Raw genomic sequence first — 15159 nt, forward strand, 5'->3', positions numbered from 1 at the left:
CCTCTTGTTGAGTGGTTTGGGGGCGTCAGGCGAGGGCCGGCTCGGGCAGGAACCCGTCCACAACCACGCCCAGGCCTTCCTGCCGGGCCCGGGTCACGACCAGGTGAGCCAGGGCCAGGTCGAGCACCCCCAGACCGAACGGAGAGAAGATCACCGGACGTCTGCGGGCGGCGTGGGTGCGGAACGTCCCGTTCTCGCCCCGCATCAGGGATCCGATGGTCGCGGTCACGAAGTCCCGCTTCCCGGTCGCCTTTTCGGCCAGATGTAAGGACGTCTGTTCCCGGCACACGTGGTCGGTGTCGTCGACGATGTTGTCGGCTGCCAGCACCGTGGCCACGCTCAGGTCGCGCAGCGAGACGTGCAGCACCGTCGTGGCCGGATCGGCCTGCGACAGGTCCAGATGAGGAGTCGAGGAGTTGGTGGCCAGGCTGACCAACGCCTCCTCCTTCAGCGCCTTCTCGACGTTGTGGTGCGTTTGCACAGTCAGGTGCGGCATTTCGGTGATAGCACGGCCGGCGAACGCTTCCGCGCGGGCCGGGTCGGTGTCGTACAGCGTCACCTTTCTCAACGCGGGCAGGGCGGCGGCGGCGAACCGGAGAATCTCGAAATTGATCACACCGCAGCCGATCAGCACGATGCCACCGGTGTCGGCAGGAGCTAGTTCGCGGGCTGCGAGGGCGGCACTCGCGGCGGTGCGGCGGGCCGAGATGAGCGAGCCCTCAACCAGGGCCTCGGGGTGACCGGTGCTCATCGAGTTGAGAATGATCGCGGCGCTGGCTCTTTCGCGACCGGTGTCGATGTTGCCCGGGAACGAGGAGATCCACTTGATCCCGGCCCGGGGCGGCCCGTCCAGGTAGGCCGGGAGCCCGATGATCCGGTTGCGGGGCTCGTCCGGGAACCTCAGGAAGATCGAGTGCGGCAGCGAACTGCGGCCCCGGTCGTGCTCGGCGTAGGTCTGCCCGACCAGCTCGACGAGTTCCCGCTCGCGCCCGTCCAGCACTCTGCGCACGGTGGCGTGATCGACGATCAGCACGGCGCGACCTGCCTCTGCGCGGCGGTGCGCCACTGGTCGGAGACGTCGCCGAAGTGCTGCTGCACCCAGTCGTCGGAGTAGATCGTGTCCAGGTAGCGGTCGCCCCCGTCGGGGAAGATCATCACGCAGCGCGAACCGGCCGGGATCCGCTCGGCCAGCCGGTAGAGGGCGGCCACGGCGGCGCCGGACGAACCGCCGGCCAGGATCGCCTCCGAGCGGGCCAGACGCCGGCACCCGACCACACAGTCGAGGTCGGTGACCCGCACGACGTCGTCGGCCAGTGTCTGGTCCAGCAGCGCCGGCCGCACCGAGGCCCCGTGGCCGGGGATCAGCCGCCGGCCCTCGGCCCGGCCGAACAGCACACTGCCCACCGCGTCGACCGCCACCACCTTGGTGTCCAGGCCGTTCACCCGCACGTAGCGGGCACTTCCGACCAGGGTGCCGCAGCTGCCGGCCGGGAACAGGACGTAGTCGACGTGACCGTCCAGCGCCTGGGCGATCTCGTGCATGGTCTCGTGATGGGCGCGGGCGTTCAGGGGATTCGCGTACTGGTTGGGCCAGTAGGCGCCGGGCAGGGTGGCACTCAGCTCCCGCACCCGGCGCAGCCGGGCCGGCAGGTACTCCCCCGTCGCCGGGTCCGGCTCGGTGATCATCTCGACGGTGGCGCCGAGGGCGTGCAGGAGCCGCACGTTGGCCGCAGTGGTCTTGGCGTCGACCACACAGACGAAGTCCAGCCCGTGGTAGAGGCAGAACTGGGCCAGACCGACGGCGAGGTTGCCGGAGCTGGACTCGACCACGGTGGAGTAGCCGGGCACCAGGTCTCCGTCGCGCAGGGCGGCCCGCAGCATGCTCACCGCTGTGCGGTCCTTCACGCTGCCGCCCGGGTTGAACCGCTCGAGCTTGGCGTAGGCGTCGAGGCCGAGTTCGTGGGACACGCGGGTGAGGCGGACCAGCGGGGTGTCTCCCACTGCCCCCAGCACCCCGTCGACCGGTGGCCTCATCGCACACCGCCCAGAGCCAGCAGACGCATGCGCTCGTCGGCCTCGACCATCGGCACCCGGTCGGCCGGGCCGTCCGGCCGACGGGCGGCGTTGCCGGTCAGGGTCAGGTACTGCTCGAGCATCCGCTCGACGGTGGCCGGCTCGAACAGGTCGCTGTCGTAGCGGAAGGCCACGGTGAAGTCGTCCGCGCCCTCGGTGATCTCTGCGGACAGGTCGCACTGTCCTTCCAGGTGCGGCACCTCGAAGTAGGACAGCCGGCGCCCGGCCAGCTCGATCTCGTGGTCGTAGACCTGCTGCATCCGTCCGCCCAGGCGGTCGGCGGGCACCATCGTCATCGACACCCGGTAGGCACCGTGCTCGTAGGGGCAGGCCGCCCGGGCCATGCCGTTGCGCAACTGGTCGCCGGCACCGTCGATGATGTCGGCCACGGTGGTGTTCTCGTCGAACCGGACCCTCACGGTGATGGGATTGACGAAGTAGCCGACCACCTCGGCGCTGTTGCGGCGGCGGGTGGAGGCGGGGCACACCAGGGAGAAGTCGCGCTGGCCGGTGTAGCGGTGCAGCAGCATCTGGAAAGACCCCAGCATCAGGGCGAACGGCGAGACGCCCTGCCGGGCAGCAGATTCACGCACGGCACGGGCCGGCATGCGCCGGGCCACCGTCTGCCCACGGTAGGAAGGCGTGGCTGGACGGGGCCGGTCCAACGGCAGCTGCACCTGGGCCGCGCCGTCGGTGATGCCGCGCCAGTACTCGCGCATCCGGGCACCCCGAGGCGAGGCCATCAGGTCCTCTTCCCGGGCCACGTGGTCGTGATAGCCGGTGTGTGTGGGCATCCAAGCAGGGCCTCGGCCTCCGGCGTAGGCCTCGTACGCGTCCATCAGGTCGCGCCAGATCAGCCACTGCGAGGTGGCGTCGGAGGCGATGTGATGGGTGCCCAGCAGCAGCACCGCATCGTGCGGCCGATGGATCAGGACGGCCCGGAACGGCCCTTCCTTGCCCAGGTCGTACGGTTGCCGGGAGGCCGCGGTGACGGCCCGGCGCAGTTCGCCGTCGTCGGCGTCACCCAGGTTCTCCACGCGCAGCACCGACGTCTGAGTGAGCCCTCGGGGCACGACCCGCACGACCTGCCCGTCGCGTTCGACGAAGCGCGAGCGGAGCATGTCGTGCCGGCGTACGACGGCGGCGACCGCCTTGTGCAGCACCGGCAGGTCGGGGCCGGGGCGGAAGAGCCCCGCCCCGCCGGCGTTGTAGGCCGAGCTGTGCGGGGCCATCGAGTGCAGCAGCCACAGGGCCTGCTGCCCCACGGCCAAGCGGTGTTCGAGCTGTTCCACCTGAGGGCTCCGTCCGTCGGTCGTCTGATTCGGGCGAGTGGCTCAGGCCGCGGCCTGGCTGTACATCACGAAGTCCACGAGGTCCTGGACCCGCACCAGCGAGCCCACCTCCTCGTCGGGCACCTCGATGCCGAACGACATCTCGGCCGCCGAGAGCAGGTCCACCCGGGTCAGGGAGTCCATCCCGAGCTCCTCGAAGACGGTGTCCATCCGGACGGTCTCGTCCAGGCCGGGCATCAGGATGCGGATCTGGCGGGCGATCTCGTCGAGGATCTGGTCGTTGTTCATTGCGGTCTCCTTGATGGTTGCTGGTGCTTACGGCATGCGGACGACTTGGCCCGAGTAGGTGAGGCCGGCTCCGAACCCCAGCAGGAGCACCAGGTCTCCGGGGGTGGTGCGGCCGCTGTCGTACAGGCGGGACAGGGCCAGCGGCACCGAGGCCGCCGAGGTGTTGCCGGCGTCGACCACGTCGCGCACCACCTGCTCCTCGCGGAAACCGAGGCGGTGCGAGAGGGTGTCGATGATGCGGCAGTTGGCCTGGTGCGGCACGAACCACTGGATGTCGGCGAGGGTGACGCCGGCGGCGACGCAGGCGCGCTGCGCCGCTTCGGGCATCACCGAGGTCGACCACTTGTACACCAGCGGCCCGTTCATGCCGACGTACTCACGTCCGTCCTCGGCCTCCACCAACTCGAGGACGCCGTGTCGGTCACCATCGCTGCCCCAGATGGACGGCCCGACACCCCATTCCGATGAGCGCGACACGACGACGGCGCCGGCCCCGTCGCCGAAGATGACGAAAGTGTCGGGGTCGGCCGGGTTGATCCAGTCGCTGACCCGTTCCACCCCGATCACCAGGGCGTGGCCGGTCTCGCCGGAGCGGACGGCGTTGGAGCCCATCGCCACGGCGTAGGTGAAACCGGCGCAGACCGCGTTCAGATCGAAGGCGCCGGCCACCGGCAGCCCGATCCGGCTGGCGACCTGCGGGGCGATACCGGGCATGCGCTGGCGGCGGGTGGCCGTGGCCAGCACCACCAGGCCGATGTCGCCCGGATCGGCGGCGGACATGGCGATCGCCTTGCGGCCCGCCTCGACGGCCATGGTGACCAGGTCCTCCTCCGGGCCGGCGAGGCCGCGGGTCTGGATGCCGGTGCGCTCGACGATCCAGTTCGGCTCGACCGTGGTGCGGGCGGACACCTCCTCGTTGGTGACCAGCCGGGACGGCCGGTAGGCGGCGATACCGCTGATCCGGGACTCGTGACTCTGGGGCATGGCTCCTCCTTGCGGTGAAAAGGCTGGGTTCAGATCGCGATGCCACCGTCGACCTGGATCACCTGACCGGTGATGTACGAGGCCTGGTCCGAGGCCAGGAAGGAGACCGTGCCGGCCACCTCGGCGGCCTGACCGAAACGGCCCAGCGGGATCCGGCCGCGCAGGTCGTCGGAGGCCTGGGCGGGCATCCCGGCGATCATGTCGGTCTCGATCAGTCCCGGGGCGACCACGTTGGCGCGCACGCCGTAGCGGCCGACCTCCTTGGCCATCGCCCGGGTGAAACCGATGATCCCGGCCTTGGAGGCGGAATAGTTGGTCTGACCGGCGTTTCCGCTCACCCCGGAGACCGAGGAGACGGTGATGACGCTGCCCTGACGGCGCCGGATCAGCTTGCGGACCACGGCCCGGCAGACGTGGTAGGTGCCGTCCAGGTTGACGCGCAGGACGTCGTCCCAGCTCTCGTCGTCCATCAGGGCCAGCGGGCGGTCGCGGATGATGCCCGCGGAGGTGACCACCGTGCTGATCGGGCCGAGTTCGCGCTCGGTGAGGGCCACGAACTCCTGGGCCGCGGCCCCGTCGGAGACGTCGATCCGGCGTTCCAGCAGCCGGCCGCCGTGGGCCCGGGCCTTCTCGGCCACCAGGGCAGCGGCCTCGGAGCTGGAGGCGTAGCAGAACGCGACGTCGTGTCCGTCGTGGGCCAGCCGGGCCACGATCGCGGCCCCGATCCCCCGCGATCCTCCGGTGACCAAGGCGACCGGCCGCTGTCCTCGCTGTCCATCAGGCATGGTGAGAGCCTGGGGCGGGCGCCTATCCCGGTTCTATCGGGATCTATATCTTTCCTACGTGCCGCGCGGTCTCAGTGGCCGGAGGTGGTGACCTCACACAGGAAACACCCGTCGTCGGCCCGGCGCACGTGCACGAAGGCGACGGCCGGATCCGCGAAGAGGTGCTGAAGCGCCTTGCCCACCGCGGGGGCGCCGGTGGCGCACTCGATCCCGGTGACGGCGGCGGTGTCGTCCGGCTGGACCGGGAAACCCTGCAGCAGCACGCTGAGGTCGTCGGTGAAGACGGCCGGGTCGAGCCCGGCAGCTGCGTTCTCGTAGGCGCAGCAGCCGTCTTCGTGCACCTGCACCGGCCCGGGGGCGGGAACCGGGCCGCGGCCCCGGACCGGGTCGTAGACGAACCAGACGGCCCGGTCGACGCCGGAACGGAACGGGTTCAGGCAGACCCGGCAGGGGCCGTCGCCACTGGCCAGTTCGACGTAGGCGGGGTAGTCACACCCCGGCGAACGCAGAGTGGCCCGCACGTTCCAGGCGACGTCCTGGGTGATCGGCAGCACACGGAAGCTCGGCACCCTGAAACGGTAGGTTCAGAGACGCTTCCCGGCAATGGCACTTGCGCCCGCCGCGGGGTGTAGGTAGGTCCACCCCACCACGGCGGTCTCCTTCACCCTGGAACCCAGCTGCCCGTTCAGCATCTCCGCCTGACCGGCGTAGCCGCGGCTGGCTCCGTCGTCGCCCAGCACGGCCGACAACCGGGCCAGCCCCTGCAGGATCGCCGCCTGCCCGAGCACGTCGCCGCTGGCGTGGGCCACCGTCCAGGCGCGCTGGTGGGTCCGCCGCCAGTCGTCGTGGCGGTGGTGGTGGCCGAAGTAGCCGGACAGGCTCTGCGCGGTCTCCCACGCGTGCGCCGTGCGCCCGGTACGCACCGCCTGCTCGAGAACGGCGACCAGAGCGCCCTCTTCCTGCTCGAACCAGGTCAGCGGATCCTCGAGCAGCCGCCTCAGGTAGCCCGAACCCAGCCGCCAGCGGCTCGCTCCCCCGGCCGGGGCCTCACCGCCGAGGCGGCGGTCCGCCTCGGCCGCCACCGTCAGCCAGGCACCCATCGCCCGGTCGAGCGCGGCCTGCCGTTCACCCGCCGGTTCCTCGGCTGCCGCCCGCTCACGCGCCATCAGGCGCACCAGGTCGTGCACGCGGTACCGGACACCGCCCGTCGGCCGGCCCAGGACGCTGACCAGCCGGGCGCCGACCAGCACGTCCATCACGTCCTCGGCGTCCTCCTCGCCGACCTCCAGCACGGCCGCGGTGACCCAGCTGGCGAAGTCGGGCACCTCCAGCAGGGCCAGGCGGCGCAGGGCGGTGCGGGCCCGCGGGTCCAGGTCCCAGTAGGCGCCTTCCAGAATGGCCCGCACGTCCAGGCTGCCCAGCCGCAACTGGTCCAGACGCCCGGACTCGGCCCACAGCCGGTTGGCCAGCCGGCCCGGGGAATGGTGGCCGCCACTGACCAGCCGGGCTCCTGCCACCCGCAGTGCGAGCGGCAGGCCGCCGCAGGCCGCGGCCAGGCGGGCCACGGCCTTGTTCTCGGCCACCACGGGCTCCCGGCCGATGATCCCGGAGAGCATCGCCACCGACTCGGAGACGTCGAACGGCTCGAGGTCGACCAGTTGCGTACCCTCCAGCGTGGTCAGCGGCGAGCGGCTGGTGATCAGCACCCCGCACTCCGGACCAGAGGGCAGCAGGCAGCGCACCTGCCGGTCGCTGGCGGCGTTGTCGAGCACCACGAGCACGCGTCGGTCGGCCAGCAGGCTGCGGTAGCAGCGGATCCGCTGGGCCCGGTCCTGCGGCACGTCCGACTCGGGCATCCCCAGCGAGCGCAGGAACGAGCCGAGCACCAGGACGCTGTCGGCCGGGGTGCCGTTGGCCTCGCGCAGGTCGGCGTAGAGCTGACCGTCGGGGAAGTCGTCGCGACAGCGGTGGGCGGCCTGCACAGCCAGGGCACTCTTACCCACCCCGGGCATGCCGGTGATCATCGCGATACCGGAGCGGCCGGATCCCGCGCCCGTGGTGAGCAGCTCGGCGATCTGCCGGACCTCGCACTGACGGCCGGTGAAGTCGGGGACGTCGGAGGGCAGCGTGGAGGGGCGCTGCTCGCTCGCGGCCGGTTCCGGTGCGTCGGCCCGCAACGGTGTGCGCCCGGGCCCGACCTGCAGTTCGCCGTTGAGGATCTCCTGGTAGAGGCCGGTCAGCCCGGGCCCGGCGTCGACACCGAGTTCCTCGGCCAGCAGGGTGCGGCCCTCGTGGAACACGTTCAGCGCATCAGCCTGCCGGTCGGCCCGGTACAGGGCGATCATCAGCAGGGCGCGCAGCCGCTCGCGCAGCGGGTAGAGGGCCACCAGGCTGGTCAGCTCGGCCAGCAGCGGGCCGCTGCGGCCAAGGGCCAGGTCGGCCTCGATCCGGCTCTCCAGCGCCACCGTGCGGGCCTCCTCGAGGCCGGGCAGGCCCATCTCGGCCAGGTGCTCGGTGACGTTGGCCAGGGCCGGGCCGCGCCACAGCCGCAGCGCCCGGCCCAGGGTGGCCGAGGCGTCCTCGTAGGAGCCGGCCTCCAGGGCGGCCCGCCCGGCGGTGCTCAGCCGCTCGAACTCGACGTGGTCGATCTGGGCCGAGCCGATCTCGATCAGGTAGCCGGGCCGCTGCCGGCGGATCGCCGCCCGTTCGCCGAGCAGCTTACGAAGGCGGGAGACGTGGGTGTAGAGCTGCGCGGCCGCGGTGGCCGGCGGTTCCTCGCCCCAGAGCAGGGAGCTGAGCCGGTCGTCGGCCAGGATCCGGCCCTTGGCCAGCAGGAGGGCGGCCAGCACAGTTCGCTGTTTGGACCCGTCGAGCGAGTACTGCCGGCCGTCGAGCCAGACCTCGACCGGCCCCAGGATCCGGAACTCGACCCGGCCCTCCTCGGTGACCCCGACTGCTTCCCCCATGGTGCTCCCCTCCTTGCGCGAAGTGTTCCCAGTCGCCCTTCGCGCCACTTCGGCCTCCCGGTCCGGTGCGCCCCCGCGCTCCGCCACTCCGGCACCGCCCCCGCCAGTTCGAGGACTTCTTCGACGGGTTCGGTACGGCCCCTGCCCCCACAGGTGTTCGAACAAGGGAGATGAAACCACGCCGCCTGATACACATCCGCACACCTGTCTTCGGCGAGTGCGGTAGATCCGTTCTCTGACAGGCCTTTTCAGTGCATGACGAAAACCCATGCACTACTGGACAACTGGCCAGTACTACTCACGGCGGCGGGGCCCTCTGGGGTGACGGATCAACATTGCCATCCACCCCCAAATCCACCACTGGTCGATACCTGTACCAAAACCACCACGTGGGGCTGCTTCCACTGCCATCCTCACTGCATGGTGACGTGCCCACGATGTGGTGGCAGCAAGGTCGAGCAGGTGGACGTCGGCCTGTGGAAATGCCACAACCGGTGGATCGAGGAGTTCCGCGGCCCCGGCATGGATCCCCGCGATCCGAGCCTTCCCCACATCGAGCACATCCCAGCCTCCTGCGGTCACACCTGGCACCAGCCGACTGCCCGCCCCACCGGGGATACCCCGCTGTGCCGGTGCGGCACGTTCGCGGTCGGGTACTGCGCCCGCTGCGGCAACGCCGTCTGCGTGCTGCACAGCGAGGTGAAGGGCGACAGCCGGCTCTGCACCTGGCTCAAGAACGACGACCTGCTGCGCCGCTCGGAGGTTCTCACCGAGCAGGACGCCCAGGAGCGGGAGTACCTCAGCCGCCGCGGCGATCCAGCCTTCATGGACAAGATCTACACCAACCTTCTGCGGGTGCTCCGGGAACGGGGGCGTGCCACCGACGCGGTGGTCGAGGTGGTCACGCTCGGCAAGGCCAAGAGAACCGTGTTCGGCAACCTCAAGCGGTACACGACCCGGACGGCCGTGGTGACCAGGGGCTGGCAGGTCTACCTCACCGACCCTCACGACTGGATCGAGGGCGACGGGTGGTCCGCCACCTCCTGGACCTCACGCAGCCAGCAGATCTTCGGTGAGGACGGAGGCTGGTGGGACGTGAGCGAGGGGGTTTCGTGGGATCACCTGGGCGGGGTGCTGCCGCAGGTCGAGATGCGCCCCCAGCGGGCGTGCTCGGACCGCATCAAGACCTGAGGCCGGCTAGGTGCCCCATCCCTGGGTCGGCGGCCGCACCGGGGCCCGGCGCGGGCCGGCGGCCACGCGGACGGCGATCCAGACCACCAGCATGATCCCGATGGCCTCGCCGTCCAGGGTGGCCATGGCCACCCAGAAGCCCCGGAAGTCGGTGGCCAGGAGGTGCATGATCAGGCCGATCGCGGTCAGGGCACCGAGGGTGGCAGCCGGCAGGACCATCCAGGAGCGGGCGCCCGAGCCGCGGGTGGAGCGGCGGATGACCACGATGCAGACCGCCACGACGACGGGGTAGGCGATGAGCGCCTTCCAGGCCGGGCCGGGGAAGACCCCGCGCAGGACCGGCGTCATCCAGTCCGGGATGCCCTGCGTGTACAGGTGGGTCTCGGCCATCACCTCCTCGGCCGCGGCCATGAAGGCCTGGTCGCGAGGCAGGGCGTTGCGCTTGGCCACCAGCAAATAGGCCGGTTCGTAGGTGCTGGCGAGCAGGGCGATCCACAGCAGGAACATCACCGGCCGGGGCGCGCTGAACACCCGGCCACCGGTGGGGGTGCCGGTGAACTGCGAGAGGGTCCAGCGGCCGGCCCGGGCCGCGTTCTGGCGGCGGCTCACCTGCCGGCGCTGGTCGTCGGCCAGGCGGTAGCGCCGGGCCAGGTCCATCAGGTGCTCGATGATCGCCACCGCGGCCGTGCGCTCGGCCCGGTTACCGCGCGGGTTCTTGGCGGTGCGCTCCAGTTCGGTCCACCAAGGTTGGCGCGGTAGCCGCGTGGACTGGGCGCGTTGCCGCAGCGCGGCAGTCGTGGCCGGGTCGATCAGCATCTCGGTGATGCGGGCGATGGCCGCCGACGCGTTGACCGTGGTGTCCACCCAGCCGCCGAACGCCGCGGCGACCAGCGGGTCCAGCCTCAGCGTGGTGGTCACCTCGTCCAGCCGGCGTTCGAAGAAGCGCACTGCCTGGGGGATGTCCTCGGCGAGCTGGTCGAGCCGCCGGCAACGGCCGGTGCAGCCGGGATGTTCGCAGTTGTGCCGGGCGGCGATGCCCAGGACCCCGCTGTCGACGATCTCGTGCAGCAGGGCGTGCCGGGACGGGTCACGGGCGAGCCTGAGCAGACCTGCGGTGTCGATCGCCTGCCCCCGGTACAGCGGCTGCACGTCGCGCAGGAAGGCGGCGCCGAGGTGGGCCAGCACCAGGTGCGCGGAGACCTCGTCGCGCCCCAGGCCGGCCAGCCGCGCGGTGTCGAACGGCTGGTCGGGGAAGGTGCGGCGCAGCCAGCCGTCGAGCCGGCCCGACCCGCCGCGGCGCAGCCAGCTGATGGCCTGGTCGGGGTGGGTGACGAGCTCGGCGACCAGCAGCCGCGGGTCGTCGAACGAGTTCCCGTTGAAGCTGAGCTGTTCCATCCGGGAGCGGTCGCGGGTGGAACGCCGCACCGGGACCTGCTCGCGCGCCAGCCATTTCCGCACCTCGACCGCCCCCCAGCGGTCGCTCAGGCCGCGGGTGAGCAGACCTTCGACGAGGGTGCGCCAGCGCTGGTCGGTGATGCCGGAGACGTCGATGTCGTCGGTGGCCAGCAGCAGCCGGTGCACGTTCTCGTCCTGCCCGGCCAGCACCGTGGCCCCGGTGACCATCTCGTGGACGATCATGCCCAGGCTCCAGAACGGGCTCTTGGCGTGGCTGGCGCTGCTGAGCGCCTCGGGCGCCATGTAGGCCAGCTTCACCTGCAGGATCCCGAAGGCCTGGCTGAGCCCGGTGCCCTTCACCCCGCCGAAGTCGCCCAGCACCAGTTCGAGCGGCTCACCGCGCCGGAGCAGGACGTTGCCGGGCGAGAGGTCGATCTGGCGGCCGAGTTTCTCCCGCTCCCAGAAGTCCAGGGTCTCGACCAGAGCGGCGACGACCTGCTCGGCCTGGCCGGCGGGCAGGACTCCCGGCCGGGCCGAGCGGATCAGATCGGCCAGAGAGCCGTCGGGCAGGTACTCCATCGCTTCCCAGGCGACGTCGCGGCCGCCGTGAGGCACCGTACCCCAGCCGTACAGGCGGGGTACGTGGCGCCGGAACACCTCGTCACCCAACTCGTTCCGCCGAGCTTCCAGATCACGACGCACCCGCTCGTCGAAGTCCTCGGCCTGACCCCGGTAGACCTTCAGGGCCACCAGGCAGTCGTTCTCGCTGTCCTGAGCCAGCCAGACGTCGGCTTCTCCCCCCGCACCGAGGGCGGGCGAACCGTTCGGGCCCGGCCGCAGTTCGAACCGCACCGCCAGGGCCGCCGGAAGCCCGGAACTCCCGGCACCGGACCGGGCAGCACCCGGAACCGGCTGAACCAGGGTCGGGGCCTCGTGCGCACGCAGGTCGATGACGGGAGTCTGATCGGCCGGAAGCTGTATCACCGTGGGGTCTTCGTGATCCGCGGGACCGCCGGCCGGCGTCTGGACGACGGTGGGTTCCTCACCACCGTGGCGCACCTGCGGGAGGTCCTCCGGCCTCTGACGAACGGTTTTCGGCTCTTCGTCGCTGGTGCTCACTCAGTCGTCCTCTGGTTCGCCGAACTCGTTGATCCGGACCACCGGGCACTCGACGTCGAGCCCGAACCGCAGGATCTGCCCGGCCCGCAACGGAACCGGCTGTTCCCGCACCGCGACACCGTCGACGAAGGTGCCGTTGGTCGACTTGAAGTCCTCCACCATGAGCACCCCGCTGCGATCGCGGAAGAGCCTCAGGTGCCGCCGCGAGATCTGGTGGCTCGCCAGAGCCTCGGGAATCTCCTTCAGCGGTGGGTGTGAGCGGCCCATCAGCAGATCCCCCTCGTCGGGCAGGCTGACCACCCGGCGCCAGGGGGTGCGCAGAGCCAACCGCTCCGGTGACGGGCGGACGTCTTCAATCTCGTTGCCGGGCGCGAGTTGTGGATCAGAAACAGTGGACGTCGGTTGCGCCACGGTGGGCGTGGACAGTACCGCTTCGGGCTCGGGTGGTCGCACCGGGACGTACTGCACGAAATCGATCATGCAGGTGGTCTCGTAGGAAGAGGTTGCCCCGCAGGCCGGGCAGTGCCAGGTCACGGCCTCCACGACACTCCTGCCACCTCGATACCCCGCTGGCGCAACTGCTTCTCCACAGCGGTCAGCTGCCCGGCCCGGGGCACCCCGATCGTCCAGATCCGGTCGTCCTCCACCGCGAACTGCACGGGCGGCTCGGCGGTTCTGGCCTCGACGAACCGGCCGTAGCGCTGGTTCCCCAGCGCCGTCATGGGTTTGAGCACCTGCCCCGCCGAGCCGCGCCAGAGAAGGTCGGTGGGACGGGCGATCTCGAACCGGCCGAACACCACGGCATCGGCGGCCTCGGCCAGTCCGGGTGCCAGCTCGGCCAACTCGGGCTCGGTGTATCCGGTGTAGAGCAGCACGTCGGGCTCGGCGCCGCCGAAAGGCACCGCCCGCACTCCCTCGATGAGTTCCCGCACCGCCGCGGCCTGCTGACCGGGTTCCCCGCCGCTGATCGTCAGGCCTTCGGCGCCGACCTGCTGCCACAACTGCACAACCTGGGCCACCGGCACCTCCTGCCCGCCGTCGGCGGGCCAGGTGTCGCGGGACATGCAGCCCGGGCAGGCCAGGTCGCAGCCCTGCACCCAGACCGCCAGGCGCCGGCCGGGGCCCAGAGCGGTCACCGGGAAGTGCGCCCGGCTGACCCGTAACGACGTCATCGGACCGTCAGCACCCAGCCCTTCTCGTCGTCGAAGAGCAGGTCGGCCAGCTCCAGCTGCTGCCCCTCGACCGGGGACCTCGCGAACAGGTGCCGGGCCAGCGGGTTCACCAGCGCGGCCTCGAGCACGTTGTTCACCCCGCGGCCGCCGTCGTCCTTCTTGGACAGGGAGGCCTCGATCAGGCTCTCGCGCACGTCCGGCCCGACCACGAGCGTGGTGCCGTGCACGGCCTTCAGCCTCGCCGTCACCGCGGCCAGCCCCTTGTCGACAATCTTGCGGACGGTTGCCTCGTCGATGTAGCTCAGGGCCACGTAGTTCTCGCCGAGCCGGTTGCGCAGCTCCGGGCGGCCGATGTCCTCGTTGAAGAACTTCTCGTAGGCGCCGCGCAGCAGTTCCTCGACCTGGCGCGGGTCCATCCCCGAGTGCACCAGGTCACGCACGGTCTTCGGCGGGCCGGCCGGGCCCGGTTCGGTCTCGGCGCCGCCGGGCCGGACACCGAGGTTGGAGGTGAAGATCAGGAAGCACTCGGTGAAGTACACCGTGGCGCCGCGGCTGTCGGTGAGGCGGCCGTCCTCCAGGATCTGCAGGAAGAGGTCGAAGATGCGCGGGTGGGCCTTCTCGACCTCGTCGAACAGGAGCACGCAGACGGGGTTGGAGCGCACGGCGTTGGTCAGTTCGCCGCCCGCGTCGTAGCCGACGTAGCCGGGCGGGGCACCGATCAGCCGCTGGTGGGCCTCGTCGGCCCGGAACTCGCTCATGTCGAACCGCAACGGCTCGGCGCTGCTGCCGAGCACGAGATTGGCTATGCCCTTGGCCAGTTCGGTCTTGCCCACGCCGGTGGGCCCGGACAGGAACAGCACCCCGCGCGGCCGGTTGGGCGAGCTGGACACGTGCGCCCCGTTCAGGCCCACGGCCGAGCGGTAGAGCACGTCGAGGGTCTTGGCGACCGCCCGCTCCTGCCCCAGGACCCGGGCGTTCAGGTACTCCTCGGCCTCTTCCAGCTTCTTGCGCAGCGACTGCGCCGACCACGGGTCCTCGGTGATCCCGACCCGCATCAGGCGGGCCGCCTCGGCGAAGCGCTCGGGCGGGAGCTGCCGGTCGCGGGCCACCCGGCCGCAGGCCAGGACCTCACCGATGTTCATCCCGTGGGTGACCTCGGCCAGTTCACCGGCCGCCCGGGCGGCCTTCCCCGGCTCCGGATCCCCGGGAGTGAGCATCGCCAGCGCCGCTGCGTAACGGTTTTCGTAGGTGGGGGTAGGGACCCGGATCTGCCGCACCGCCCGATTGCTCAGAGGAAAGGCCTGGTGCAGGTCTTCCTGGCGGTCGCACAGCCAGAACACCACGTTGTAGGGCGTGATCCGGGGCTGCCCGGCCCCCGGGACGGTCTGCGGCGCCGTCGGTTTCGCCTGATGGGCCAGCGCGTCGATCTGCCCGAGCATCTCGAGCATGCCCGCATCGGCGAGCCCGGCGGCGGGGAACATCCGGGCCGCGTACGGGATCAGCAGGGCGATGGCCGGCCCGCGGTGCTCGGTGAGGGAGCGCAGCAGGGCGCCGAACTTGCGCACGTCGAGGCGAGGGACGCCGTTCACGTCCTCGATCGAGAAGCACTCCTTGGCGTGGGACGTGAGCACGTCGGGCACGGCGCCCTCGTTCCGCAGGTCCAGCCGGTAGGTGACCGGGTCGAGCACCGCGAGCGCGGCGAAACCCCGGGCCTGGCAGACCTGCCAGAGGGCGCTGCCGATCACCACGTACCGGGTGCCGCTGCCCTCGGGCACCAGCCCTGGCACCGGCACCGGGTACTGGTCGCGCACGTTGCCGGTCAGCACCATGTGCGGGTGCAGCGACAGGGCGAAGTCGACCTCGCGCAGCCAGGCCGGGGACTCGGTGGTCACGC

13 protein-coding genes are annotated in these 15159 nt (G+C 71.0%); 1 reads left to right on the top strand and 12 read right to left on the bottom strand.

Going from position 1 to position 15159, the window contains the following annotated elements; all coding sequences use genetic code 11:
- Window positions 1–25: 25 nt before the first annotated feature.
- The 8 genes from sbnB to LWF15_RS19440 all read right to left on the bottom strand — a co-directional run bounded on the left by sbnB (window position 26) and on the right by LWF15_RS19440 (window position 8388).
- The gene (gene sbnB, locus LWF15_RS19405; RefSeq protein ID WP_232812264.1) at window positions 26–1033 is read right to left on the bottom strand and encodes a 2,3-diaminopropionate biosynthesis protein SbnB; all 1008 of its coding nucleotides are present in this window, start codon (window positions 1031–1033) and stop codon (window positions 26–28) included.
- Entirely contained in the window at window positions 1027–2034 is a 1008-nt protein-coding gene (gene sbnA / locus LWF15_RS19410) for a 2,3-diaminopropionate biosynthesis protein SbnA (protein WP_232812265.1), read from the bottom strand. The genes sbnB and sbnA overlap by 7 nt, the downstream gene beginning before the upstream one ends.
- Window positions 2031–3365, bottom strand: a complete 1335-nt coding sequence (locus tag LWF15_RS19415) for a condensation domain-containing protein (RefSeq protein ID WP_232812266.1) — start codon at window positions 3363–3365, stop codon at window positions 2031–2033. Before LWF15_RS19415 ends, sbnA begins: the two co-directional genes overlap by 4 nt.
- 42 nt (window positions 3366–3407) lie before the next feature.
- Entirely contained in the window at window positions 3408–3653 is a 246-nt protein-coding gene (locus tag LWF15_RS19420; protein ID WP_232812267.1) for an acyl carrier protein, read from the bottom strand.
- Between the two features lie 27 nt (window positions 3654–3680).
- Complete coding sequence (locus tag LWF15_RS19425) at window positions 3681–4637, bottom strand: beta-ketoacyl-ACP synthase III (protein WP_232812268.1); 957 nt, start codon at window positions 4635–4637, stop codon at window positions 3681–3683.
- Window positions 4638–4666: 29 nt separating this feature from the next.
- A complete protein-coding gene (fabG, locus tag LWF15_RS19430) occupies window positions 4667–5422 on the bottom strand; it encodes a 3-oxoacyl-ACP reductase FabG (RefSeq protein ID WP_232812269.1) in 756 nt (251 codons plus the stop codon).
- A gap of 71 nt (window positions 5423–5493) precedes the next feature.
- Window positions 5494–5991 (bottom strand): DUF1203 domain-containing protein, encoded by a 498-nt coding sequence (locus LWF15_RS19435; protein WP_232812270.1) that lies wholly within the window; start codon window positions 5989–5991, stop codon window positions 5494–5496.
- A gap of 15 nt (window positions 5992–6006) precedes the next feature.
- Complete coding sequence (locus LWF15_RS19440) at window positions 6007–8388, bottom strand: AfsR/SARP family transcriptional regulator (RefSeq protein ID WP_232812271.1); 2382 nt, start codon at window positions 8386–8388, stop codon at window positions 6007–6009.
- A 420-nt stretch (window positions 8389–8808) separates the two neighbouring features.
- Between LWF15_RS19440 and LWF15_RS19445 the strand changes: the two genes are divergently transcribed.
- Window positions 8809–9579, top strand: a complete 771-nt coding sequence (locus tag LWF15_RS19445) for a hypothetical protein (protein ID WP_232812272.1) — start codon at window positions 8809–8811, stop codon at window positions 9577–9579.
- A 6-nt stretch (window positions 9580–9585) separates the two neighbouring features.
- On the opposite strand, the gene LWF15_RS19450 is transcribed toward LWF15_RS19445, so the two are convergent.
- From LWF15_RS19450 to LWF15_RS37655, 4 genes are read right to left on the bottom strand one after another with little or no spacing between them, the layout of a single operon-like run.
- Window positions 9586–12093: a protein kinase domain-containing protein gene (locus tag LWF15_RS19450; RefSeq protein ID WP_232812273.1), complete on the bottom strand. Its 2508-nt coding sequence runs from the start codon at window positions 12091–12093 to the stop codon at window positions 9586–9588.
- The gene (locus tag LWF15_RS37650) at window positions 12094–12636 is read right to left on the bottom strand and encodes an FHA domain-containing protein (RefSeq protein WP_232812274.1); all 543 of its coding nucleotides are present in this window, start codon (window positions 12634–12636) and stop codon (window positions 12094–12096) included.
- Complete coding sequence (locus LWF15_RS19460; RefSeq protein WP_232812275.1) at window positions 12624–13265, bottom strand: 4Fe-4S single cluster domain-containing protein; 642 nt, start codon at window positions 13263–13265, stop codon at window positions 12624–12626. Before LWF15_RS19460 ends, LWF15_RS37650 begins: the two co-directional genes overlap by 13 nt.
- Window positions 13262–15157: an AAA family ATPase gene (locus LWF15_RS37655; protein ID WP_232812276.1), complete on the bottom strand. Its 1896-nt coding sequence runs from the start codon at window positions 15155–15157 to the stop codon at window positions 13262–13264. Before LWF15_RS37655 ends, LWF15_RS19460 begins: the two co-directional genes overlap by 4 nt.
- Window positions 15158–15159 lie beyond the last annotated feature (2 nt).

It is taken from the genome of Kineosporia rhizophila (genome assembly GCF_021277265.1).
Lineage (GTDB): Bacteria > Actinomycetota > Actinomycetes > Actinomycetales > Kineosporiaceae > Kineosporia > Kineosporia rhizophila.

Bases quoted from the DNA above. Each gene is read 5' to 3' on its own strand.
- sbnA (WP_232812265.1), bottom strand. From the start codon at position 2,034: ATGAGGCCACCGGTCGACGGGGTGCTGGGGGCAGTGGGAGACACCCCG.
- LWF15_RS19420 (WP_232812267.1), bottom strand. From the start codon at position 3,653: ATGAACAACGACCAGATCCTCGACGAGATCGCCCGCCAGATCCGCATC.
- LWF15_RS19425 (WP_232812268.1), bottom strand. From the start codon at position 4,637: ATGCCCCAGAGTCACGAGTCCCGGATCAGCGGTATCGCCGCCTACCGG.
- fabG (WP_232812269.1), bottom strand. From the start codon at position 5,422: ATGCCTGATGGACAGCGAGGACAGCGGCCGGTCGCCTTGGTCACCGGA.
- LWF15_RS19440 (WP_232812271.1), bottom strand. From the start codon at position 8,388: ATGGGGGAAGCAGTCGGGGTCACCGAGGAGGGCCGGGTCGAGTTCCGG.
- LWF15_RS19445 (WP_232812272.1), top strand. From the start codon at position 8,809: ATGGTGACGTGCCCACGATGTGGTGGCAGCAAGGTCGAGCAGGTGGAC.
- LWF15_RS19460 (WP_232812275.1), bottom strand. From the start codon at position 13,265: ATGACGTCGTTACGGGTCAGCCGGGCGCACTTCCCGGTGACCGCTCTG.